This is a genomic window from Pseudonocardia tropica, assembly GCF_040105315.1.
Classification (GTDB): domain Bacteria; phylum Actinomycetota; class Actinomycetes; order Mycobacteriales; family Pseudonocardiaceae; genus Pseudonocardia; species Pseudonocardia alni.
The window spans coordinates 1-20,526 of the sequence record NZ_JBEDNP010000029.1 but is presented as its reverse complement, the minus strand read 5'-3'; the positions used below and the strand labels follow the sequence as shown (position 1 = coordinate 20,526).

Genomic DNA, 20,526 nt, shown 5'->3' with positions numbered 1-20,526 from the left:
GGCGTTCGACGATGTTCGGTGTAGGAACCTTCATCATCAACTTCTCGGGGCCCGCCTCACCGCAGCGACACGACCCCACCCGCGCGGTCGATCACGCCCTCACCTGCACTCCATTTCCGGAAGAGCCACGTTACTTCTACAACCCGATAGAAGTAAAGCCACTCCGCCCGTGCCCACTCCCGGTCACCGCCCGGTCGCGGTCGAGGGCACTGCTCCGGAGCTCGGACGTCCCCGGCTCGCGTTCCCGTCGCGCGGGTACGGCACGTCGGCCGCGCCGTGCGGGTCGAGGGCGAGTGCGGAGGGCCTGCCGGCGGTGTACCAGGCGAGAGTCTCGCCGACGCCGTCGTCGTCGGGCGTGGGCCGCCCCCCGAAGCGACGTGTGAAGGCCGAACCGTCGACGATGAAGGGCATCTCGAACTGGTAGATGAGGTCGGCGCCGGTCCGTGCGAGGGGCCACACACGGCCGAGCTCACGGCCGAGCCGACTACCGATCCGGTAGGTGGGTACCCGGGTCCCGACCCGGCGCGTCACCGACCGGACGAATTCCAGTCGGTCGTCGGCGCTGGGTGCGGGACGTGCCAGACGCGACCGAGGTCGGCGTCGCCCAGGGTGGCGAGGGTGCGGCCGTCTCCGGGGCGCCGAGGCCCAGAGGGTGCGGCATCGCCCGGCTCGCTGGCCGGACGCCCGCGACGGCGCCGCGGGCGTCCGTCCCCGTCGCCCCGGACGGTCGGTGTCCGTGCCGCCGCTGCCGGTCGACCCTGACGATCGAGACGTAGACGAGGTGCGGGCGGCCGTGCCGGAGGGAACGCAGCGGCGTCGCCGACACCGGTCCCGCGGTCTGAGCGCCCGCCCGACCCTCTCGTCGGCCGACAATCTCGTCCGACGTACAGTCTGTGCGCCGCCATTGTTCGAGAACGCGATTCTTCGCAAGCTCGATTGTCGTGGCCCGCCGTTCTTTCCGGCATCAGTCTCTGCCGATTCTTCGGCCGTACGGACGTCGTGACGTGAGCCGGGCTCGGGCAGTCTGTTCCGTGTCGAATCCGCATGGGGTTCGTTCCGGATGCGTTGCGGGAGAACATGTGAGCAGTGACTCCGAATCGTCGGTGATGTCCCCCCGGATGCGATGCAGCTGCGTGCGGCCGCGCTCGGCGCCGCGGAGTCCTATCCGGGCCCCGTGGGCGAGCTGCTCGGTCGGCTGGTTCGCCTGCCGATCGGCGTGAGAATCGAGGAAAAGGTGGACGGTGTGATTTGTCGGCCCCCCTGTTTCTCGGGTATCGAAGGAACGGAGTCGGGTCAGGTCATCGCGGACAGGGCCGACGCCGTGTCGTTGATGGACTCGAATGCGGTGACCCGGCCGTCGGTGACGGTGAACAGGTGGGCGAAGCGGGAGCTCATCGACTTCCCGGTCCCGCGGTGCACGCCGGTGAGCCGGCCGAGCGCCAGCACCCGCCCGCCGAGATCGACCAGCTCGTCGACCTCCGGCGCGAACGTCGACCAATCCTGCCCGAGCCGGGCGAACAGACCGCCCACGACCTCGTCGTGCCCGATGTGGGTGCCCGGATAGGCACTGCCTGCGGCCTCGGTCCAGCGGACGTGCGGGTCGAGCAGCGCGAGCAGGCCGGGGACGTCGCCGCCGGCGAACGCGGCGTACCCCCGCTCGACGACGGCGACGTCGGGGCTGGTCGTGGTGGTCATGGCGATTCTCCTGTCGGTGTGTTGTCGGGACCTCGCACACGGTGCGGCCCGCAGCCGTCTCGCCGGTATCCGTGATTCCCGCCAGGGCGGCGTCAGGCCCGCGTGGGTACCGCCGCGGCCCAGGCCGCGATCTGGGCGCGCGTACCGACCCCCAGCTTGGCCCGCAGGTTCTCCGCGTGACGCTCCGCGGTCCGCTCGCTGATACCGAGCCGGTGGCCGATCTGCCGGTTCGTTAGACCGGCGGCGATCAGCCCGGCGACCTCGCGTTCGCGGGGGGTGACCCGTCCGGGGCGCGCCTCACGGGCGCGTCGCTCGGCCTGCTCGCAGTGCGGTCGCAGGTACGGGTTGCGCCGGGACCCGCCTCGCGCGCGCAGGGAGTCCGCGCGGGAGAACAGCTCCAGGGCCTCGTCGTGCTCGCCCCGCTCGACGGCGATGCAACCCAGGCCGTCCCAGCAGTCCGGCAGCGAGCGGGAGTCCCCGACCCGTTCGAACGCGTCGGCGGCGTCCCGGAACCGCGACGCGGCGGGGTCGAGGTCCCCGCCGAGATAGGAGAACCAGCCGAGGAACCACGTCGCCTTCGCCCTGCCCCACCAGGACGGGGCGACGAGAGCGGCGTTCTCCTCGAGCAGCGCGACGGCCTCGGCCCGCCGTCCCTCGGTCCACCGCAGCAGGCCCAGCCCGCAGGTGGTGCGCAGCAGCGGCATCCGCTCACCGGTCCGGCGGGCCAGGGCCAGGCCCCGCTCGGCGGGCCCCACGGCGCCGTCGATGTCGCCGACGACGAAGTGGGAGATCGCGAGGGTGCCCGCGCACCAGGCCACGCCGCCCTCGTCGCCGGCGCGCTCGGCGAGCTCCGCGGCCTCCCGCAACGCCGTCCGGGCTAGGTCCTGCTCGTTGCGCCAGGTCTGCAACAGCGCCAATGCGCGCAGCGCAACCTGCCGGGCGCCGGGATCGATGTGCGACTCCGGGCGGTCCAGCAGACCGGTCAGCCGGTCGGTGCCCTCGCCGAGGTAGCCGCGCATGTCCCAGAAGTAGTAGAGATCGGCCGCCGTGCGCAGACCCTCGGCGGTGTCCGCGGCCGGACTACGGTCCAGCGCGGCACGCAGATCGTCGAGCTGGGCGGCGGCGGCGTCGAGCGCGGAGGGCTCGTCGTGACCCGAGGACACCGCACCCACCCGGGCGGCCAGTGCCCGGCACCAGACCGCGTGCCGCGCGCGCAGCGCCTCGGCCTCGCCGGCCCGGTCCAGCAGGGCGGCGGCGTGCTCGCGCACCGGGCGCAGCATCCGGTACCGGACCGACGGGCCGCGGTGCACGCACTCGACCAGCGACTGGTCCACGATCTCGGCTAGGGCGGCCAGCGGGTCCTCGCCGTCCTGTCCGCACACCGCACGGGCCGCGTCCGCGGTCCAGGAGTCCGCGAACACCGAGAGCCTGCGGTACAGGCGCCGTGCGCGCTCGCCGAGCAGCCCGACACTCCAGGTCAGGGTGTCGTCGAGGCTGCGGTGCCGGGCCGGCACGCCGCGACGGGGCAGGACCGGCCCGCTGTCGGCCCGGGTCCGTTCCAGCACCGCCGTCGCCCCAAGAACCCCCACCTGCGCGGCAGCGAGCTCGATCGCCAGCGGCAGGCCGTCGAGGGCGCGGCACACGGCGGTCACCGTGGGGTCGTCGAGATCGGGCGTGGCACCGACCCGGTCCCGGAACAGCCGCACGCTCGGTGCGGCGGTGTCGCGCTCGTCGCGCGGCACCGGGAGCGGGGCGAGCGCCAGTACCCGTTCCCCGGGGACCCGCAGCGGCGCGCGGCTGGTGGCCAGGACCTGCACCCCGGGACAGCGGGAGAGGAGGTCGGCGACGGGGTCCGCGGCGTCGAGGAGATGTTCGAGGTTGTCCAGGAGCAGCAGCGCGCGGCGGCCGTCGAGATGGCGCAGCAACGTCGTCGTCACCGGCGTGGCACCGGCCTCGCGCAGGCCCAGCGACCGCGCCACGGTCGGCAGCACCAGACCGGGGTCGGTGAGCGGTGCGAGATCGACGAACACCGCGTCCGGGTCCGGGAGGGCGAGCTCGACGGCCAGCCGAGTCTTGCCGCATCCACCCATCCCGGCGACGGTGACCAGCCGGTGCGCGCGCATCAGGTCCCGGGCCGCGGCGAGCTCGGACTCGCGGCCGAGGATCGGGGTCAGCGGGACCGGGACGCGCCCGGTGGCGGGCGGACCGGGGTTCAGATCGTGGACCACAGCGCCGGCAGGTAACCCAGGTCGCGGACCCTCTCGGCGGCCGCGACGACCGACAGGAACGCCTTCCCCGCGCCGACCGCGACGGCCCATCGGCCCGCGACCGGGGGAGGGGCCAGCAGCGCCGCGACCCGGCGCGGCACGGCGCCGGCGTCGCGAGGCGCGGACGCGACGACGCCGAGCGCGACCGCGGGGCCCGGGCGGCCCCGCTCGCCGAGCGCCCTCCGGTCCGGCCTGCCCGGTCCGCCAACCTCGTCGGTCACGTGTCACCCACCCGTCCCTGCCGGGTCGCCGTACCCGGCCGGCACCGATGATGGCACCGGTCCGCCGTCGTGGTCGACGGCGGCGTCCGATCCCTTCGGTGTGAGCCGGTGACCCCGGGGTGCCCTTCCGGGGCCCGGACCCCCGGTCCGGGCGAAGGGGCGTACATCTGCACGTTGGTCGAAGTAACACCGAGCGTTCGTTCCAAGCCGGACACAAGACCGTCGCAACCTCCCCGCGCGAGCGTGACGCTCGTCAGGGTCCGCACACGCCACCGGGAGAACGCCGTGTCCCCATCTCCGTCCGACCGCCCCGCCGACATCCTCGTCCTGGGCGGGACCGGTCTCGTCGGCCGCGAGGTCCTCGCCGCCCTGCACCGTCGCGGAGCCCGCGCCCGCGTCCTGGTGCGCGACCCCGCCGGGCTCGCCACCACCGACGGCCTCGACATACAGATCGGGGACCTGCACGATCCCGCGTCGGTGCGGGACGCGATGGACGGTGTCCGGGTCGTGTTCGCGATCTCGCCGCACGAGGCGGATGAGATCGAGCTCGCCCGCACCGTCGTCTCGAGCTGTGAACGCGCCGGTGCCCGCCTGGTGTTCGCCGGCGTGCACGTGACCGGCCGCACCCGGGCGCAGGCCTGGCTGATGCGCCGGATCTACGGGCGGATGATGCCCCGCTACCGCGGCAAGCTCGCTATCGGGCACATGGTCGAGACGTCGCGGAACGACCCGGTCGTGCTGATGCCGACGAACTTCATGCAGACCGACGAGGTGCTGCTCGACGTCATCCGGGCGGGCGAGTTCGTCCAGACCGCCCACCGCAAGGGCCTGAACCGCGTCGACGTGCGCGACCTCGGCGAGGCTGCCGCGAGGGTCCTGCTCGATCCGGGGTTCCCGTCGGGCTGCTACCCCGTGGTCGGGCCGCGGTCGCTGACCGGGCCAGAGTGCGCGGCCGAGTGGTCCCGGGCGCTGGGGATCCCGGTCCGCTACGCCGGCGACGACGACTCCGCCGTCGAGTCGGCGCTGCGGGCCCACCTGAGCGGGCACCGGCGCGACGACTGGATCGCCTCGTTCCGGCTGCTGCGGGGTGTCGCGGTGGCCACGAAGCCGTCGGAGGTCGCGGCCACCGAGCGGCTGCTCGGGCGGCGGCCGACCGACTTCGCCGAGTTCGTCCGCCGCGTCGTGGCCGAGCACGGGCTCGCGCCGTCCGCGGGCCGGGACCGGCTCGCGTCCTCGTCGGACCGCTGAGCGTCCGGGCAGGAGGAGGTCCGCGATGACCGGGTTCGTCGGCTGGTCCGCCAACGGTGTCCCGTACGCCCGGCTCGGCGGCTCCGGCCCGCCGCTGGTGGTGATCACCGGATCGGAGCTGGAGCACCGGCCGCCCACCCGGACGACCCGTCTCGGGTTCCGGCTGGGCCTGCCCCGGCTGACCCGCGACTTCGCGGTGTACCTCACCAGCAGGCGACCCGACATGCCCGCCGGATACTCGGCCCGGGACATGAGCGAGGACGTCGCCGCGCTGGTCCGGTCCGAGATCGGCGACGGCCCCGTGCACGTGATGGGGATGTCCAGCGGCGGGTCGAGCGCGATGCATCTCGCCGTCGACCACCCCGATCTGGTCGACCGGCTGGTGCTGGCGATGACCGCGCACCGCCTCGCCGAGCACGGCCGGGAGGTCGCCGGGATCTGGCGCGACCTCGCGCTGGCCGGGGACTGGCCGGCGCTCTACGCACGCATGGGCGTCGACGTGGCGGAGGGCGCGGTCCCCGACGCCGTCGTCCGGATCGTGATGCGGCTGGCCGGAAAGTCCCTGCTGGGCACGCCGTGCAGCGGGGCGGACTTCGCCACGGTGCTCGACTCGGACGTCCACCTCGACGTGGCCGGGTCGCTCGGCCGGATCGCGGCCCCCACGCTCGTCGTCGGCGGCGAGAACGACCCGTTCTACGGGGCGGACAACATCACCGGGACGGCCCGGCTGATCCCCGGGGCGCCACTGTGCCTGCTGCGCGGGGGCGGCCACGCCGTCGTCAAGCAGCGGCCCCGCGCCTTCGAGACGGCCGTCCTCGAGTTCCTGCGGGAGGGCTCCGCGACCGGAGCCCGCCGATCCGACGGCGCCGCGGGAGCGACGCGGTGAGCCGGCTCCCGCGACGGAGATGGTGGCGGCGCGCCCTGACCGCGCGGCACGGCGACGCCGGCACGCGGCTGGCCCGCGCCGTCGACGACGAGTACCGGCGGATCCTCGCCGCCCGTCCCGATCCACCGGACCGGACGTCGCGCTTCCACGTCCGCCAGTCGATCACTCCGGCGCTGGCCGCCTACCAGGTGCTCTCGGGCGAGCTCGGTGACCCGGCGCGGGCCCGAGCCGAGGTGCAGGACCTCGTCGCGGCGCAGATGCGCCCGGTCCTGGGCGCGGTCGCGCTGCTGGACCGGCTCGGGCCCGGATTCGCGGCGGTGCGCCGGCTCAACCGGCGCCTGGTGCCGCGGCTGTTTCCGGCCCCGGGCTTCGCCGTCACCTGGCGCCGCGACGACGAGTGGGGCCTGGCGTTCGACTTCACCGGGTGCCTCTACCTGGACGTGCTGCGCCACCACGGCGCCGCCGAGCTCACCCCCGTCTTCTGTCACGGGGACCGGCTCGCCTACGCCGCCATGCCGCGCTCGGTCCGGTTCGAGCGGACCGGCACCATGGCCGGTGGGGCGTCGTGCTGCGACTTCCTGCTCCGCCCGCCCCGCTGAGAACACGAGAACGGCCGGCCGGTGGACACCGGCCGGCCGTTCCGCGTGCGGGTCAGGCGTACCGGAACGCCCGCTTCTCCCGTCGGGCGTACCCGCGGCGCAGCACCCGCAGCAGTAGCGCGTACACCGCGCCGGCCTGAGCCAGGAACCTCGTCGCCACAACGCCGGGCACCTCGTCGCACACCCACGGGACGAGGAACGGTACCATCCGGGTCGGGTAGCCCTGCGCCGTGGCCGCCTCCGACGCGGCGAACTGCTCGTCGGTCATCACGCGCTGCACCATCGGCAGTGCCTCGGTCTCCTCGTGGCGCAGGTGGTCGGCCAGCAACGTCCGCACGGCGGTGACGTGCACGTCGAGTGCGTTGCGGTGGTCGTCGCACGGGTGCGAGGCCATGGCGGCGAACGCGTCGCGGCACGCGGCCAGGGCCGGGTCGACGTGTGCGTGCTCGGCCTCCATGGCGTGCAGCGTCGCGGTGTCCTCCGTATCGCCCCGCACGCCGTCGAGCAGCACCGGCCAGATCGCCGTGTCCTCGATCGTGTGGTGGTGGTGCAGCACCTCGGCGAACCGGTCCCAGCGGGCCGCGAGGGCCCGCCACACGCCGTCGTCGCCGACCGGGGTGTTGCGCACGGCGCTCTCGAACCGGGCGAGGTCCCGGCGGAACGCGTGGTGCATCAGGTACATGCCGGTCTGGTCGTGCGGTCCCTCGGCGACGAACGTCTGGCCGGGGAGGAGAACCTGGGTGGTGGTCATCGTGAGCTCCGTTCGGGGGGTGTCCCTGGTCGGAACGAGGATCGCGATCCCCACTTGTGTTGAGCTTCGGTCCGTCTTGGGGTGTTTCGCCCTAGCGTGGACGGGTGCGGATCTGCGTCCTCGGCGCGACGCGCGCGGTACGGCCCGACGGCGGGGCCGGGTGCCCGGTGGACCTGGGTTCCCGCAAGCCGCGGGCCGTGCTGGCGGCACTCGCGCTCGTCCCCGGCCGTCCGGTGCCAGCCGACCGGATGGCCGACCTGGTGTGGGCGGGGGAGCCGCCGCGCGCCGCGCACGGCGCACTGCACGCCTACCTGTCCGGGATCCGGACGGCGCTCGAGCCCGACCGTGCCGCCCGCGGGGCCGGTTCGGTCGTGGAGACCACCGACCACGGGTACGTGCTGCGGGTCGCGGCCGCCGACGTGGACACGCACGCCTTCGCCGACGGCGTGGCGGCGGCCGAGCGGGAGCTGGCGCCGCTGGCGTCGCAGTTCGACGGCGGCGGGACCGGCGGATGGCCGGAGCGCGACCGGGCCGTCCGGCTCGTCGACTGCCTGGACACGGCGCTGGGAACGTGGTCCGGGACGCCCTACGCGGACCTGCCGGAGCACCCTGACGTCTGCGCGGCGCGGGCCGGTCTCGACCGGCTGCGGACCGCGGCCGAGGAGGCCCGCCTCCTCGGGCTGCTGACGCTGGGCGAGCACGTCGGCGTGCTGTCCGCGACCGAGACCGTGACCGCGGCGCACCCGCTGCGCGAACGACTCTGGGCGCTGCACGCGCTGGCCCTGGCCCGCGCCGGGCGTCAGGGCGAGGCGCTGGACGCGTTGCGCCGGGTCCGGGAGCTGCTGGCCGACGAGCTCGGGCTCGACCCGGGCGCCGAGCTGCGGGCGTTGGAGCAGGGGATCCTCCACCAGGCGGCGTGGCTGGAGCCCGCGCTCCCGACGCCGGTGACCGCGGTGGCCGCCGGGGAGCGCCGACCGGAGGAGGTCTCGGAGCGCCCGGCGCCGGTGCGTCCGGATGCCCCGGTCGGCCGGGACGGCGAGCGCGCGCTGCTGCACGGCCTGCTCACCGACGCGGCGGCGGGCGTCCCGACGGCCGCGCACGTCGTCGGCGAGGCCGGGATCGGCAAGAGCAGGCTCGTCGAGGACCTCGTCGACACCGCCCGGTCCGCCGGGTTCGCGGTCGGCGTCGGACGGTGCTCGCAGGACGACGGCGCCCCGCCGCTGTGGCCCTGGCTGGCCGTGCTGCACGACCTCGGCCACGAGCTGCCCACCCCCGCCGACACCGACACCGACGGCCCCGGCCGGGCGGCGTTCGCGGTCCGCGAACGGATCGCGGCCGCGGTGCTCGACGCCGCCGGTTCGGCGCCGGTGCTGGTCGTGCTCGACGACCTGCACTGGGCCGACGACGCGACGCTGCGCGCTCTCGCCCACCTCCTTGCGACGCTGCCCCCGAGCCGGGTGTGCGTCGTGGGTACCCGACGGCCGCATCCGGAGCCGGCCGGCACGTTGGCCCATGTCGCCGAGGCGTTCGCGCGCCGGCACGCCACGCGGCTCGACCTGGGAGGCCTGGACCGCGTCGGGACCGCCCGTCTCCTTGACGCGATCGGCCGGTCCGACGTGCCGGCCCCCGTCGTCGACTCCTGGCACCGCCGTGCGGAGGGCAACCCGTTCTTCCTGGTCGAGCTGGCCCGGCTCGGCGCCGACCACGCGGGCGACGTCCCGGCCACGGTGCGCGACGTCGTGACCCGGCGACTGGAACAGCTGCCTACCCGGGCACAGGACACGCTGCGCACGGCGGCGGTGGCCGGGCGGACGTTCCTCGCCGAGACGGTCGCGGCGGCCGCCGACGCCGATCCCGACGACGTCGCCGACGACCTGGACGTCGCCGTCGCGGCGGGTCTGGTGCTCGACCACGGTGACCGGATGGCGTTCAGCCACGCCCTGGCCCGCGACGCCGTGCACCTGACGCTGCCGCCGTCGCGCCGGGCCCGCCGGCACGCGCGGGTGGCGCACGCCCTGGACACCGACGACGTGCTGGCGCGTCTGCTACCGCTGCGTGAGCGCGTCGCGGACCTGGCCCTGCACTGGCTCGCCGCGGGGCCCACCCATGCCGCCCGGGCCTGGCGGGCCGCGGCGGCCGCGGCCGCGCAGGCGCGCGAGCTGGCCGACTACCGCGAGGCGGCCCGCATGGGCCGGGAGGCCGTCGCGGCGTCCCGTCGCGCCGGAGCCGGGGACGAGGAACGGTTCGCGTTGCTGCTCACCGTCGCCCGGGACGCGGCCCACGCGGCCCGGTGGACCGAGGTCGTCGACGCCGCGTTCGAGGCGATCGCCCTGGGCCGGGCGATGGGCAGGCCGGACCGGGTCGCCATCGCGGCCACGACGATCAGCCAGTACGCGGTGTGGACGCCACACATCTGGCTCGAGGTGTTCGCCGATGTCGTCGACGACCTGCGCTGGGCGCTGCGCCACGCGGCCGACGACGACCGGGCGAGCCGCGCCCGGCTGCAGCTCGCACTGGCCGTCGAGCTCTACTACGACGGCGACGCGACGGCCGAGCGGCGCGCGCTCGTCGAGACCGGGCTGGCGATGGCCCGCAGCGTCGACGACCCGGCGCTGCTGGCCTGGGCCCTGCGCGCCGCGTGGGTCGCGTCCTGGGCCCCGGAGTGGACACCCGACCGGCTCCGGTACGCCTGCGAGGGCGTCGACGCCGCCCGCGCGGCGGGTGATCCCGCGGCGGAGGCGGTGGCCCTGGTCGGCGTCGCGACCGACCGTCTCGAGCTGGACGGCCCGGACGGGTGGGACCAGTACCGGGCGCGGGCCGAGGAGATCGCCGAGCGCGACCGGCTACCGTACGTGCTGCTGACCATCGACATGATCGAGCTGTCGTTGGCCGTGATGCGCCGGGATCGTGTCGCGGCCGGGCGCCGGCTCGCCCGGCTGCAGGAGACCTCGGGAGACGTCGCCGTCCCCGCGAACGAGCTCCTCCCGGCCGCCGCGCAGGTGCTCACCCAGGTGTGGGAACCGACGCTGCCCACGATCCTGCCGATGTTGCTGGCCGGGACCGCCGACGAGCCCCTGAGCTGGGGCAGCATCCACGGGATGCTCGCCCGCGCCGGCATGCACGACGAGCTGCGCGAGCACGCCGCCGAACGCCCCTACTCCGAGCCCGCGCCGACCTGGCAGACGTTGACCTCGTTCTGCTGGGAGGCGGAGGCCGCGTACGCGCTCGGCGACCGGGCGTCGGCCGAGCGGTCGCGTCGCATCCTCGCGCCCTACACCGGGCGGATGGCGGTCACCGGGGTCGCCGCGGTGATCGGACCGGTGGACGGCTACCTCGCCCTGGCCCTGGCGACGCTGGGGGACCTCGACGCCGCACGGGCCCACGCCGTCGTCGCGGAGTCGCTGGCGCGGCGATGGCGCCTGCCCGCCTACCTGGATTGGCTGAGCGGCCACCGCGGGCGCGGCGGGTTCTGAACCACGCGCGTCGGGCCCGTCCGCGCCCGGCGGTCACAGGTAGGGGTCGGTGATCTCGCGGAGCCGGGAGAGGGTCCGGTGCAGCTGCCCGGTCGCCCGCCTGCCGAGATGGCGCGTCCACTCCTGCTCGACGACCACCTCCGTCCGGCGTGCCACCTCCTGGGCCGCGAGGCCCCGTTCGGCGAAGACCACCAGCCGCGCACGGGCGTCGACCGGGTCCGGCACCCGCCGGACGTACCCGGCGCGTTCGAGCTGGTCGACCAGGAACGTGACGGTCTGCTTCGTGACGCGCGCCTGTTCGGCGAGCTCGGTGGACCGGGTGCCCTTCGCGCCGACCCGGGCCATCACGCGCGCCTGGGCGACGGTGATGTCGTCGAACCCCGCGGCCGCGAGGTCGGCGAGGACCCGGTCCTCCATGGCCCGGGCGACGATGAAGCAGAGCAGGCCGATGGTGAGCGGCCCGTCGTCGCCCGCGTCGTCCGCCGTCTCGTCGTCAGCCGCGTACGGCATGAGCCGTTCCCCCTTGACATCAGTTCGATAGTCGAATCACTATAGTACGATAGTCGAACCGAAGAGGCACACCATGGACACCGAACTCGTGTGGCGCGCGATCGACGACGAGCGCGGCCGGCTGGCGGACCTGCTGGACGATCTCTCGGACGCCGAGTGGGACGCGCCGTCGCTGTGCTCGGCCTGGTCGGTCCGCGAGGTCGCCGCGCACCTGACCCTGGCCCACACGGGCCTGCTCTCCGCGACCGTCTCGCTCGTCCGCGCCGGCGGGGGCTTCGACCGGATGATCCGGGACACCGCGGTCCGCCACGCCCGGCTGCCCGTCGAGCAGTTCGCGCCCCGGCTGCGGGCGATGGTCGGCTCCCGGCGCACCGCGCCGTTCGTCACCCCGCGCGAGCCGATGGTCGACGTCCTGTGTCACGGCCAGGACATCGCCCGCGCGCTCGGACGGACCCACCCGATGCCGGTCGACGCGGCCGCGGCGGCGACCGACCACGTCTGGAACCGGTCGTTCCCGTTCCGGGCGCAGCGCAGGCTGCACGGCGTCGAGCTGGTGGCAACGGACGTGGGATGGCGCGCGGGTGACGGGGTCCGGGTGGAGGGGCCGATCTCGGCGTTGCTGCTGCTCGTGACGGGCAGGCCCGCCGCGCTGGCCGACCTGTCCGGCCCCGGGGTCGCCGCGCTCGGCGCCACGTTCCCGCCGGGGGCCGGGCCGGCGGGCACGGTCGACGCGAGCGGCAGGCCGTCCGGTGGGGAGCGGTCATGACCTGGTACGCCCACGTGCGGGACGTGCCCGCCCCCGTCGAGGTCTACGACGCGGTCCACGCGGAGCTGCTGCGCCGCACCGGGGGACAGGTCGACGGGCTCGTCCTCCACGTGTGCCGCGAGACCGGGACCGGCTTCCAGGTGGTGGAGGTGTGGACCGACCGGGCCGCCTGCGAGCGCGCGGACCGTGAGCTGGTCGGGCCGATCCTCGCCGGGCTGGGCGGTGACGGGCCCGGACCGCAGCCACCTCCTCCGCAGGAGTTCACCGTGCGGGGCATCGTCGTCCCGGCCGGGGACGTGGCGATGTGAGAACCATCGGAGCCGGGACCGGCGCCCGGGCCGACGTGCTCGACCCCTCGACCGCCGCCGGACTGTCCGAGCTGGGGCTGGGCCCGGAGCCGCTGCCCCGGCTCACGGCGATGGTCGCGGACCGGACGGGCTGCCGGAGGGCGCGCCTGCTCACCGTCCGGCTGCGGTCTCATCCCTACGACCGGCCGGCTCTCACGACGGCGAGCCGCCACCTCGTGTCCGGCTCGGCCGTCGACGACGCGGGCCGGACCCGGGACTACGCGTTGTTCGTCAAGGTCGTCCGGTCCTGGCGCAGGTCGCCGCTGTCCGCGGCGGTGCCCGAGCCGCTGCGCTCGACCCTGGCGTCGCTGCTGCCTTGGCGGACCGAGCCGGACGTCTACCGCGGTGACCTCGGCCGGCGCCTGCCTCCCGGGCTCCGCCTGCCCCGCGTCCACCACGTCGCCGACCTCGACGACGAGTCGGCGGCGGTCTGGCTCGAGCACGTGCCGGTGCGCCGGGAGCGGTGGGACCTGGTGCGCCACCGGCGCGCCGCCCGGCTGCTGGGCCGGCTCGCGGCCTCCCCGTCCGTCGCGCCGATCGCCGCGGCCGTCCCGGTCGGCCGCACCCCGCGGGGGTACGCCGAGCACTGGTTGGATGCCGTCGTCGTCCCCGAGCTCACCGACGGGGACCTCTGGCGGCACCCGCTCGTGGCCGAGACCGTGGACGAGCGGCTGCGGCGCGGCGTCCTCGGTGCAGCCGCCGCCCTGCCCGCCCTGGTGGAGGAGCTGGAGTCCCGCCCGCGGCTGACAGCCCACGGCGACGCGTGCACCGACAACCTCCTGCTCGACGCGCGGTCCGAGGACGTCGTGCTGGTCGACTTCGGGTTCTGGGGCACCGCACCCGTCGGGTTCGACCTCGGCCAGCTCCTGGTCGGCGAGGTCCAGCTGGGCCTGCGGCCCGCGGGCCAGCTCGCCGGGCTGGAACGGGTGTGCCTCCCGGCCTACGTCCGGGGCCTGAGGGACGAGGGCTGCACGATCCCGCTCGCCGAGGTGGCACGGGCCCACGCCGTCGCGATGACCGTGTTCCACGCCGTCCCCGCGATCCCCGACGCGCTGCGCAGCGTGGGAGAGGGACCGGAACTTCGTGCACGCCTCCGGGGCCTGGCCGCCACGACCCGGTTCGTGCTCGGTCTCCTGCGGGCCACCGGGGGAGTACCCGGTATGCGCTGACGCCGGGCCGACCCGGCGGGCAAGCCGTCCGCAAGACGGGCACAAGGCCCGGGGGCGACCGTCGGGCCATGACGAACTCACTGAGCCGTGTCGCCGCAGTCGCCGGCGTCGCCGCCTACACCATGTCCGCCGCACTCCAGGTCTACCGGTCCCAGCAGGGGACCGGGTTGGCGATCGACCAGTTCACCGTCCTGTCGGTCGTCGTCTACGGCGCAATGCTCGCGCTGAGCCTCGCGCTGCTCACCGACCGCCGGTGGGTCTGGTGGACCGCCGTCGTCGCGAACGCCGCGATCTTCGTGCAGGCGCCGTTCGTGTACTGGCCGACGGTCTACGCCGCCCGACCGCTCGAGGTCTGGGACTGGCTCGAGGGCGTCTGGTTCACGGCGCTGCTGCTCGTCGTCGTGTGCTGCGGCGTCGCGCGGATCGCCGGAGCACGGCTCGTCGGACCGTCCGCACGGGTGGATCGGACGGTCGACGCCGCCCCGGTCACGGCCGTCCCGGCCCGGTCCTGACCCCTGTCGACGGTGCCGGGAACCCCGGTGTGCCGCCGGAGCCCGCGGTGACGGGCGGGAGGCACGTGGTCGTCGGTGCCAGCGGCGGTACGACCTGGGGCGACGACTTCGCCCGCACTCTGGCCACCCTCGGAGAGGGCGACGACGGCGACCCACCGGATCGGCAGCAGGCTCGGCCGCGCCCTGGGGGCCGGTGTGGCCGCCGGCGCCAATCGGGCCCGGGATGACCTACCAGTTTCGAGATGCCGTTCGTCGTCGACGGGTCGGACTTCCTGCGGCGGTTCGGCGGGCGGGCCACGCCCTACGACGACGGGATCGCCGCCACCGTGGCCCACCACCGCGCGTCCCCGCCGGCCTCACGGCACCGCGCGCGCGGTGAGGAACCGTCCGACGCTGCTCGCGCCGGAGGCCCGCGGGCCGGTCGCGGCGGGCAGAGTCCCGTCGAGGTGGTCGAGGATGCGGGACACGATCATCTCGGCGGGCGGGGACGGGTGGCGCTCGCCCCGCCAGGCGAACGTGCGGCACTCGACCTGCTCGCCGGCGAGCGCGCTGCAGGTCCCGCAGGGCTGTTCACGGAGGTCGAGCTCGATGTCGGTGCCGTCGACCCGGACGGTCGGTGAGCTGACGAAGCCGAGCTCCTCGGCCTGCTGCGGGTCGGTCACGTGGATCGTGCGGACGGTGAGCCTGCGGCCCGTCTCCTCCAGGTGCCGGCCCAGCTCGGCCGCGGCCTCGTCGACCGCGCCCAGTGTCGCCCGGCACGGCGAGCACGTCCGTGCGTCGAGGTAGAGCACCTCGAGCAGGACCTCGGTCGGTTCGGTGGTGGTGGTCATGGAGTCCTCCTCCGGTCGGTTCGTCGTTCCGTCGCCGGATGAGGACGCTCGCGCCCACCGGAAGGACTCACGGCCCTGGTCCGCGGTGCCCGGGACCGGCACGCTGCCCGCGACGTACCGGGTCGGGTCCGGTCGGGCCACGAGGAGGTCGGAATGGCGGGAGACCAGGGCTGCTGTGGCCGCGCGAGCCCCGAACAGTGCCGCTGCTACACCGACGCCGGGGCCGTCGCCGCCGCGGTCGGCGCGTTCGTGCGGGCCAGGGTCCGCCACCGCCAGGACGCCGAGGACATCACCCAGGACGCCCTGTTGCGGCTCTACCGGGCCGCGCCCGGCCTGCACGACGAGCTCGCCCTCGACGCCTGGATGTACCGCATCGCCCGCACCGCGATCATCGACCACCACCGCAGGACCGCCGTCCGGCCCCGGCTCGTCGACGGCACCGTCGACGGCACCGCGGACGGCCGGGACCTCCCCGCCGACGAGCCGGAGGAGCCGCCCGCCCAGGAGTCGTTCGCGAGCTGCCAACCACGAGACCCTACGGAACTGGGTCGAAGCGTTGCGCAGGCAACGCCGCGATGGCCCGGCCGCGGTCAGCGGGGGAGGAACGCGCCAAGCTCGCCCGACTGCGCCGCCGGCTCGCGGAGCTGGAGTTCGAGAAAGAGGTCTTGCGAAAAGCCGCGGTCTTCTTCGCCCGGGAGACAGACCGGTGACCCGAGAGCAGGTCTACGGGTTCATCGCCGCGGAGAAGACCACCTACCCCGTCCGTCTCCTGTGCCGGGTCCTGCAGTCAGCACCTCAGCGTTCTACGACTGGATCGGTCGCGGCCGGCCTGTGATCTCCGAGATCGACCTCGATGACGCGCACGCCGCGAACGAACTGCACGACGCCTGAGCCGAGCACCGCCGCACCTACGGCGCCCGCCGGTTGACTGCCGAGATTCGTGACCGCGGCCAGGTCTGAAACCCGAAGAGGGTCGCCCGGCTGATGACCGTCGCGGGCATCGAGGGCATCCACCGACGTCGCCACGGCACGAAACGCAGCCGCATCGTCGCCGGCGCGGTCGTCCCGGACCTGGTCAAGCGCCAGTTCGTCGCCGAGGCACCGGACCAGCTGTGGGTCGCCAACATTTCCTACCTGCGGACCTGGGAGGGCTTCCTCTAACTAGCGGTGGTCCTCGACGCCTGCACCCGGCCAGGTCGTCCCGCTCGGTGTGGACGTCGCGCATCGCGGTGGCGACCCCGGCGATGACGCGGGCGAACGCGGCGGTGCCGGGGACGACGATTGTCCGGGTATTGAGCGCGGCCAGGACCTGCGACGCCAGTGCCGGAGTGTTCGCGCACCCGAGCGTTGCGGCGCCGACGCCGTCGCAACGCCATCGGGCTATGCGACGCGGGCTCGGCTGTGTCAACCAGTAACAGTCCGGTCGCCGGGTGCGAGACCTGCAGTGTAAACCCCTCTGGCGAAGGGATATCAGATGCCGCGGATCGACGCCCGCCCCCAGGATCCGCCGCGCCGGATCCAACGACCACAGGACAGGCGCAACGCGGTTCGGGCTGCACCGGAACTCGCGTGGCGCCGCGAGAGCCCCGATCGCAAGATCAGCTACGCCGAGCGGCACGGCATCGAGCTGCCGAGTGAGCCGACCGAGCGCCAGATCGATGAGGCGCTGGAACGGGTGTTTGCGGCGGCGGACTTTCTGCCCAGCCGCTGGCTGACCGACGGCGCGAAGCGGTGTGACGCCGTGGCCAGGATCCTGACCGCGCGAGAGAAGGGCACCGGCTTCCTGGTGTCGCCATGGCTGTTGCTCACCAACAACCATGTTCTGGCTGATCCTGTCGTGGCTGAGGGCAGCGTGGTGACCTTCCGGTACGTCGAGGACGGGCGCAGTCGCATCTCCCGCTCACAGGAGGTGGCGCTGGATCCCGGCCGGTGCTTCGTGACCAGCCCGGAGTCCGAGCTCGACTACACCCTGGTCGCGGTGTCCCCGCTGGTGGGCGGTAAGGCTCCGGGGAAAGTGTTCGGGGGGATCCCGATGCGGGCAGCGACGGGCAAGATTCTCAGCGGACACCCGGTGAACATCATCCAGCACCCGGACGGTCGCCCCCGCGAGATCGCGGTTAGGAACAATTTGCTCATCGGCGTCGACGACGACCGCTACCTGACCTACGAGACCGACAGTGAGCCGGGCTCATCCGGTGCCCCGGTGCTCAGCGACGCGTGGGAGCTGGTCGCGCTCCATCGCAGCGCCGAATCGGCTCGCAACGACCGGGGCGAGCAGATCGACGTCGACGGGCGGGTCGTCACACCCGCCACGTCGGAGTCCCGGCGGGTGTGGGTGGCGAACAAGGGAGTACGTATCTCGGCCATCGTCGCCGACGTCCAGGCGCGGACTCTCGGCGAGGACGCCGGTCGGGAGGCACACGCCCTGGTCGAGGAACTTCTGAGGATCGGAGGCAACCGATGACCGCAGTGCTACTCGTTCACGGACGGAGTCAGGAGATGCCTCCTGAGCTGGGCCGGTCCGACGAGGCGGTCCGTGCCCACGTCGACGGCAAGAAGCGGGCGTGGCTGGCCGGGCTGGCGAAAGGCCTCGTCCTTGCCGGGCGGGGCCCGATCGCCGAGCAGGACGTCTACTTCCCGTTCTACGGCAACCTGCTGGCCGACATGATTGCCGCGCACGAGGCAGCCGGCGGCAACTCTCCCGATTTGGAGTCGGCCCCCGTCCAGCCCGCGGCGTTCCGCGCCGCCCAGGACATGACGCTGGACGCGGCGGCCGAGCTCGGCTTTAGCGCGAGACGCCGGATGGCCCGTACCGACCCGGGCGCGCTGGACGAGCTACTCGCCGGGGAGGAGGCCGTGGCCGACGGCCGCGAGGCCGGTATCTCAGACCTGCTCAAAGGCAAGATCGTCCGAGAGGCCCTGCAGTTCCTCGCGGACAAGACCGGCACTCCTGAGTGGATCATCGAGCGATTCCTGCGCGATGTCGCCTACTATCTCGAGGACGACGCGATGCGCCAAGCCGTGCTGGACAAGGCGCGGCACGAGATCGAGCGTGCGGTCGGTGACGGCCACCAGGACCTTGTGATCGTTGGTCACAGCCTGGGGTCGGTGGTCGCCTATGACCTCTGCGCGGAGTTTGTCGCCGACATCCAGTTGCGGCTACTGGTCACCGTCGGGTCGCCGCTGGGGTACCAGGTCGTTCGCCGAAACCTGTTCGGCGCGCCCGAGGGCACGCCGGACAGGCCGGTTCCCCCGGCCATCTCCCCGCACCCGGGTACACCCGGCCGGGAGACTACGTGGTGGCTCAACGCCTTCGACGTACTCGACGTCGTCGCGCTCGTACATCCGCTTGCTCCCCGATTCACACAGGGCGATGAGCGGATCCGCGACGAGCGGACCTTCAATCCCTCGGATCCACACTCTATCGGCGACTACCTCTCAGACCCCGACGTCGCCGGCCCGATCGGGGACGCGGTGGCCGGCGGTCATTAACTCGCCCCGAGTGGCTTCGACCGTGCCGAGACTGCTGAGGGTGGCGCGCCTCGATGGTGTCGCGCTGGTGCTCGAACGCACGACCGACCGGCGAGCGTCAATGTGAGCAGGGCTGAGACTGCGTCGAGCACCACGACGGTGGACCTGTGTGGGGGCGCCGGTGAAGCACCCGGCGTCGCATCGTCTCGACTCACTCACCGGGCGGCGGGGTCAGCTTCGACCCCCACCCGAGCGGCGGCGACCGATCGCAGCCGCGAGGGCCGCGGCTACCGCGGCGAGCACCAGCCCGCCGATCAGGGCGACGATCCACTGCACGACGGTGATTCCGTCGTTCGCAGCGGCTACACCAAGGTAGATGCCGGCGAACAGTACGAACGCCACCACGGCAGCGATGGTCGTCGCGTTCCGGTTCATGGTCGTCTCCTCTGGCACAGTTCGATAGGGGTCGGGTTCATGGCTCCGGCCGGCGGGGTGGTGCCGGGCGGGCGACGCTGGTGTGACCCATCAGAATCTCGATCTTGCGAATGTCACGCGTCACCTGATGCTCGATGTCGGCGAGCGCTCCGCGCACGTTCCGCAGGCGTTCCAGCAGGTCCGACACCGACTTCAGGTCCGCGTTCCCGCCCCTGACCCCGTCGTCGGCAGGAGGGAGGGTCGGGGAGGACATGCCCGACTCGCGGCGCAGCTGCTCGTACAGCGCGACCGTCGCCCTGGAGGGCGGCACGCCGAGCTCGTCCTGCAGCACGTCGTGGCAGAGACGAAACTGGCGCAGTGCGGCCCCGTGCTCTCCCGCCGACCGGTAGAGCTCCATCAGCCTGCGGTGTGTCCGTTCCCGAGCGTGGTCGTGCCGCAGGCTGCGTTGGCCGTAGGCCTCTCCCGCCTGATAGTCGCCGTGAGTCATGCAGTGCAGCATCAGGCGGTCGAGCATGGTCAGGTACATGGCCCTGAGACGCTCCCGCTCGGGCACGCACCACTCCTGATACCAACCCTCGAGCAGGTCGCCCCGGTAGATCCGCACGGCGTCGCCGAGGACGGTGGCACTGTCGCGGTCGAGCTCGGGGCCAGCCGGGTTGCCGCACCGGGCGTAGGCATCCTCGAAATGGTCCAGGTCCAGATCCAGGTCCATGGCGGGGTTGACCCGCACCCACGCTCCCTCCGCCGTGACCAGTCGTAGCGGCTCCGCGCCGTCGTCGTCGACGGCCCGAAGCTGCCACAACGCCTGACGAAAGTACTTCCGGGTGCGGTCCGGTGCCCCCTCGGGCCACAGCAGAGACGTCAGCTGCTCGCGGTTGCGTGGCCGGTCGCGGTGCACCAACAGGTAGCACAGCAGCTCGGATGCTTTGCTCGACTCGGTGCAGCGCACGGCAGCGGTCGGTCGCACGCGCAGGTTCCCGAGCAACTCGATCTGCATCTGGGACATCGTGTCGGCAGCCCCCTTGTGTGATTCGGTGGGCCGCCACGCCGTGGGTGGCCCCCGATGTTCGCAGCGGAACCGGGCCGGTAGGACCAGCGACGAGGACGGCACGGGGCCAGGTGCACCGGGTCCACGGACGACACTCGATGAGGTCGGTGCCTATTCTGCTGGCCCGGGCCGGGAGGAAAATCGTCAATGATGTGTAACGCAGCATGTCCGTGTCGACGACGGGCTGAGACTGACCCCCTGACGTCGGATTGGGATTGACCCCTTCTGGACGACGCTGAGGGGGTGTTGTCGGTGGAGGACTGGGCCGAGATCCGTCGTCTACATCGGGCGGAGGGTG

At 73.6% G+C, this 20,526-nt stretch carries 21 protein-coding genes and 1 pseudogene; 13 read left to right on the top strand and 9 right to left on the bottom strand.

All coding sequences use genetic code 11. The features are described 5' to 3' along the window. Nucleotides 1-183 precede the first annotated feature (183 nt). The 4 genes from WHI96_RS26050 to WHI96_RS26035 all read right to left on the bottom strand — a co-directional run bounded on the left by WHI96_RS26050 (nt 184) and on the right by WHI96_RS26035 (nt 4,183). On the bottom strand, nt 184-459 hold the full coding sequence (locus WHI96_RS26050) for a hypothetical protein (RefSeq protein WP_345651039.1): 276 nt from the start codon (nt 457-459) through the stop codon (nt 184-186). An 834-nt stretch (nt 460-1,293) separates the two neighbouring features. Then, nucleotides 1,294-1,695, bottom strand: coding sequence for a nuclear transport factor 2 family protein (locus WHI96_RS26045; RefSeq protein WP_345651036.1), 402 nt, complete (start codon nt 1,693-1,695; stop codon nt 1,294-1,296). A gap of 92 nt (nt 1,696-1,787) precedes the next feature. Beyond that, the gene (locus tag WHI96_RS26040; protein WP_345651034.1) at nt 1,788-3,923 is read right to left on the bottom strand and encodes an ATP-binding protein; all 2,136 of its coding nucleotides are present in this window, start codon (nt 3,921-3,923) and stop codon (nt 1,788-1,790) included. After that, on the bottom strand, nt 3,908-4,183 hold the full coding sequence (locus WHI96_RS26035; protein WP_345651032.1) for a hypothetical protein: 276 nt from the start codon (nt 4,181-4,183) through the stop codon (nt 3,908-3,910). Before WHI96_RS26035 ends, WHI96_RS26040 begins: the two co-directional genes overlap by 16 nt. Nucleotides 4,184-4,468: 285 nt before the next feature. On the opposite strand from WHI96_RS26035, the gene WHI96_RS26030 reads away from it, so the two are divergent. The 3 genes from WHI96_RS26030 to WHI96_RS26020 are packed head-to-tail and all read left to right on the top strand — an operon-like array spanning nt 4,469 to nt 6,916. After that, on the top strand, nt 4,469-5,431 hold the full coding sequence (locus WHI96_RS26030) for an SDR family oxidoreductase (protein WP_345651029.1): 963 nt from the start codon (nt 4,469-4,471) through the stop codon (nt 5,429-5,431). A gap of 25 nt (nt 5,432-5,456) precedes the next feature. Next, nucleotides 5,457-6,317, top strand: a complete 861-nt coding sequence (locus tag WHI96_RS26025) for an alpha/beta fold hydrolase (RefSeq protein ID WP_345651026.1) — start codon at nt 5,457-5,459, stop codon at nt 6,315-6,317. Next, nucleotides 6,314-6,916, top strand: coding sequence for an L-2-amino-thiazoline-4-carboxylic acid hydrolase (locus WHI96_RS26020; RefSeq protein ID WP_345651023.1), 603 nt, complete (start codon nt 6,314-6,316; stop codon nt 6,914-6,916). Before WHI96_RS26025 ends, WHI96_RS26020 begins: the two co-directional genes overlap by 4 nt. A 52-nt stretch (nt 6,917-6,968) precedes the next feature. On the opposite strand, the gene WHI96_RS26015 is transcribed toward WHI96_RS26020, so the two are convergent. Then, the gene (locus WHI96_RS26015; RefSeq protein WP_345651021.1) at nt 6,969-7,667 is read right to left on the bottom strand and encodes a hemerythrin domain-containing protein; all 699 of its coding nucleotides are present in this window, start codon (nt 7,665-7,667) and stop codon (nt 6,969-6,971) included. 104 nt (nt 7,668-7,771) lie between these two features. On the opposite strand from WHI96_RS26015, the gene WHI96_RS26010 reads away from it, so the two are divergent. Beyond that, entirely contained in the window at nt 7,772-11,140 is a 3,369-nt protein-coding gene (locus tag WHI96_RS26010) for an ATP-binding protein (protein WP_345651018.1), read from the top strand. Between the two features lie 33 nt (nt 11,141-11,173). Here the strand turns inward: WHI96_RS26010 and WHI96_RS26005 are convergent, their stop codons facing one another. Continuing rightward, on the bottom strand, nt 11,174-11,650 hold the full coding sequence (locus WHI96_RS26005) for a MarR family winged helix-turn-helix transcriptional regulator (protein ID WP_345651016.1): 477 nt from the start codon (nt 11,648-11,650) through the stop codon (nt 11,174-11,176). Between the two features lie 73 nt (nt 11,651-11,723). Here WHI96_RS26005 and WHI96_RS26000 point away from each other — a divergent pair, with 73 nt between their 5' ends. From WHI96_RS26000 to WHI96_RS25985, 4 genes are all read left to right on the top strand, one after another. After that, nucleotides 11,724-12,416 carry a maleylpyruvate isomerase family mycothiol-dependent enzyme gene (locus WHI96_RS26000; protein ID WP_345651013.1) on the top strand — a complete coding sequence of 231 codons (693 nt, stop codon included), beginning with the start codon at nt 11,724-11,726 and terminating at the stop codon, nt 12,414-12,416. After that, nucleotides 12,413-12,724 carry a hypothetical protein gene (locus WHI96_RS25995; RefSeq protein ID WP_345651011.1) on the top strand — a complete coding sequence of 104 codons (312 nt, stop codon included), beginning with the start codon at nt 12,413-12,415 and terminating at the stop codon, nt 12,722-12,724. The genes WHI96_RS26000 and WHI96_RS25995 overlap by 4 nt, the downstream gene beginning before the upstream one ends. Beyond that, nucleotides 12,721-13,932 carry a phosphotransferase gene (locus WHI96_RS25990; protein WP_345651008.1) on the top strand — a complete coding sequence of 404 codons (1,212 nt, stop codon included), beginning with the start codon at nt 12,721-12,723 and terminating at the stop codon, nt 13,930-13,932. The genes WHI96_RS25995 and WHI96_RS25990 overlap by 4 nt, the downstream gene beginning before the upstream one ends. Nucleotides 13,933-14,000: 68 nt before the next feature. Continuing rightward, nucleotides 14,001-14,444 carry a hypothetical protein gene (locus WHI96_RS25985; protein ID WP_345651006.1) on the top strand — a complete coding sequence of 148 codons (444 nt, stop codon included), beginning with the start codon at nt 14,001-14,003 and terminating at the stop codon, nt 14,442-14,444. 356 nt (nt 14,445-14,800) lie between these two features. Here WHI96_RS25985 and WHI96_RS25980 read toward each other — a convergent pair whose 3' ends face one another. After that, nucleotides 14,801-15,274, bottom strand: coding sequence for a DUF2703 domain-containing protein (locus WHI96_RS25980; protein ID WP_345651003.1), 474 nt, complete (start codon nt 15,272-15,274; stop codon nt 14,801-14,803). A 153-nt stretch (nt 15,275-15,427) separates the two neighbouring features. Here WHI96_RS25980 and WHI96_RS25975 point away from each other — a divergent pair, with 153 nt between their 5' ends. From WHI96_RS25975 to WHI96_RS25960, 5 genes and pseudogenes are all read left to right on the top strand, one after another. Then, complete coding sequence (locus tag WHI96_RS25975; RefSeq protein WP_345651001.1) at nt 15,428-16,165, top strand: RNA polymerase sigma factor; 738 nt, start codon at nt 15,428-15,430, stop codon at nt 16,163-16,165. A gap of 6 nt (nt 16,166-16,171) precedes the next feature. Then, nucleotides 16,172-16,234 (top strand): annotated as a pseudogene (locus tag WHI96_RS27985) (hypothetical protein); the annotation flags it as partial. Nucleotides 16,235-16,258: 24 nt separating this feature from the next. Next, nucleotides 16,259-16,435, top strand: coding sequence for a hypothetical protein (locus WHI96_RS25970; RefSeq protein ID WP_345650998.1), 177 nt, complete (start codon nt 16,259-16,261; stop codon nt 16,433-16,435). 313 nt (nt 16,436-16,748) lie between these two features. Continuing rightward, nucleotides 16,749-17,738 carry a trypsin-like serine peptidase gene (locus WHI96_RS25965; protein ID WP_345650995.1) on the top strand — a complete coding sequence of 330 codons (990 nt, stop codon included), beginning with the start codon at nt 16,749-16,751 and terminating at the stop codon, nt 17,736-17,738. A 35-nt stretch (nt 17,739-17,773) separates the two neighbouring features. After that, nucleotides 17,774-18,766, top strand: a complete 993-nt coding sequence (locus WHI96_RS25960; protein ID WP_345650992.1) for a hypothetical protein — start codon at nt 17,774-17,776, stop codon at nt 18,764-18,766. Between the two features lie 210 nt (nt 18,767-18,976). Here the strand turns inward: WHI96_RS25960 and WHI96_RS25955 are convergent, their stop codons facing one another. Both WHI96_RS25955 and WHI96_RS25950 read right to left on the bottom strand, forming a co-directional pair. Continuing rightward, nucleotides 18,977-19,180 (bottom strand): hypothetical protein, encoded by a 204-nt coding sequence (locus WHI96_RS25955; RefSeq protein ID WP_345650989.1) that lies wholly within the window; start codon nt 19,178-19,180, stop codon nt 18,977-18,979. A gap of 37 nt (nt 19,181-19,217) precedes the next feature. Continuing rightward, nucleotides 19,218-20,177, bottom strand: coding sequence for an AfsR/SARP family transcriptional regulator (locus WHI96_RS25950; RefSeq protein ID WP_345650986.1), 960 nt, complete (start codon nt 20,175-20,177; stop codon nt 19,218-19,220). Nucleotides 20,178-20,526: the final 349 nt, after the last annotated feature.

Coding starts and splice junctions, on each gene's coding strand:
- WHI96_RS26045 (WP_345651036.1), bottom strand. CDS start 1,695: ATGACCACCACGACCAGCCCCGACGTCGCCGTCGTCGAGCGGGGGTAC.
- WHI96_RS26025 (WP_345651026.1), top strand. CDS start 5,457: ATGACCGGGTTCGTCGGCTGGTCCGCCAACGGTGTCCCGTACGCCCGG.
- WHI96_RS26015 (WP_345651021.1), bottom strand. CDS start 7,667: ATGACCACCACCCAGGTTCTCCTCCCCGGCCAGACGTTCGTCGCCGAG.
- WHI96_RS26005 (WP_345651016.1), bottom strand. CDS start 11,650: ATGCCGTACGCGGCTGACGACGAGACGGCGGACGACGCGGGCGACGAC.
- WHI96_RS26000 (WP_345651013.1), top strand. CDS start 11,724: ATGGACACCGAACTCGTGTGGCGCGCGATCGACGACGAGCGCGGCCGG.
- WHI96_RS25995 (WP_345651011.1), top strand. CDS start 12,413: ATGACCTGGTACGCCCACGTGCGGGACGTGCCCGCCCCCGTCGAGGTC.
- WHI96_RS25985 (WP_345651006.1), top strand. CDS start 14,001: ATGACGAACTCACTGAGCCGTGTCGCCGCAGTCGCCGGCGTCGCCGCC.
- WHI96_RS25980 (WP_345651003.1), bottom strand. CDS start 15,274: ATGACCACCACCACCGAACCGACCGAGGTCCTGCTCGAGGTGCTCTAC.
- WHI96_RS25975 (WP_345651001.1), top strand. CDS start 15,428: ATGGCGGGAGACCAGGGCTGCTGTGGCCGCGCGAGCCCCGAACAGTGC.
- WHI96_RS25970 (WP_345650998.1), top strand. CDS start 16,259: ATGACCGTCGCGGGCATCGAGGGCATCCACCGACGTCGCCACGGCACG.
- WHI96_RS25965 (WP_345650995.1), top strand. CDS start 16,749: ATGCCGCGGATCGACGCCCGCCCCCAGGATCCGCCGCGCCGGATCCAA.
- WHI96_RS25960 (WP_345650992.1), top strand. CDS start 17,774: ATGCCTCCTGAGCTGGGCCGGTCCGACGAGGCGGTCCGTGCCCACGTC.
- WHI96_RS25955 (WP_345650989.1), bottom strand. CDS start 19,180: ATGAACCGGAACGCGACGACCATCGCTGCCGTGGTGGCGTTCGTACTG.
- WHI96_RS25950 (WP_345650986.1), bottom strand. CDS start 20,177: ATGCAGATCGAGTTGCTCGGGAACCTGCGCGTGCGACCGACCGCTGCC.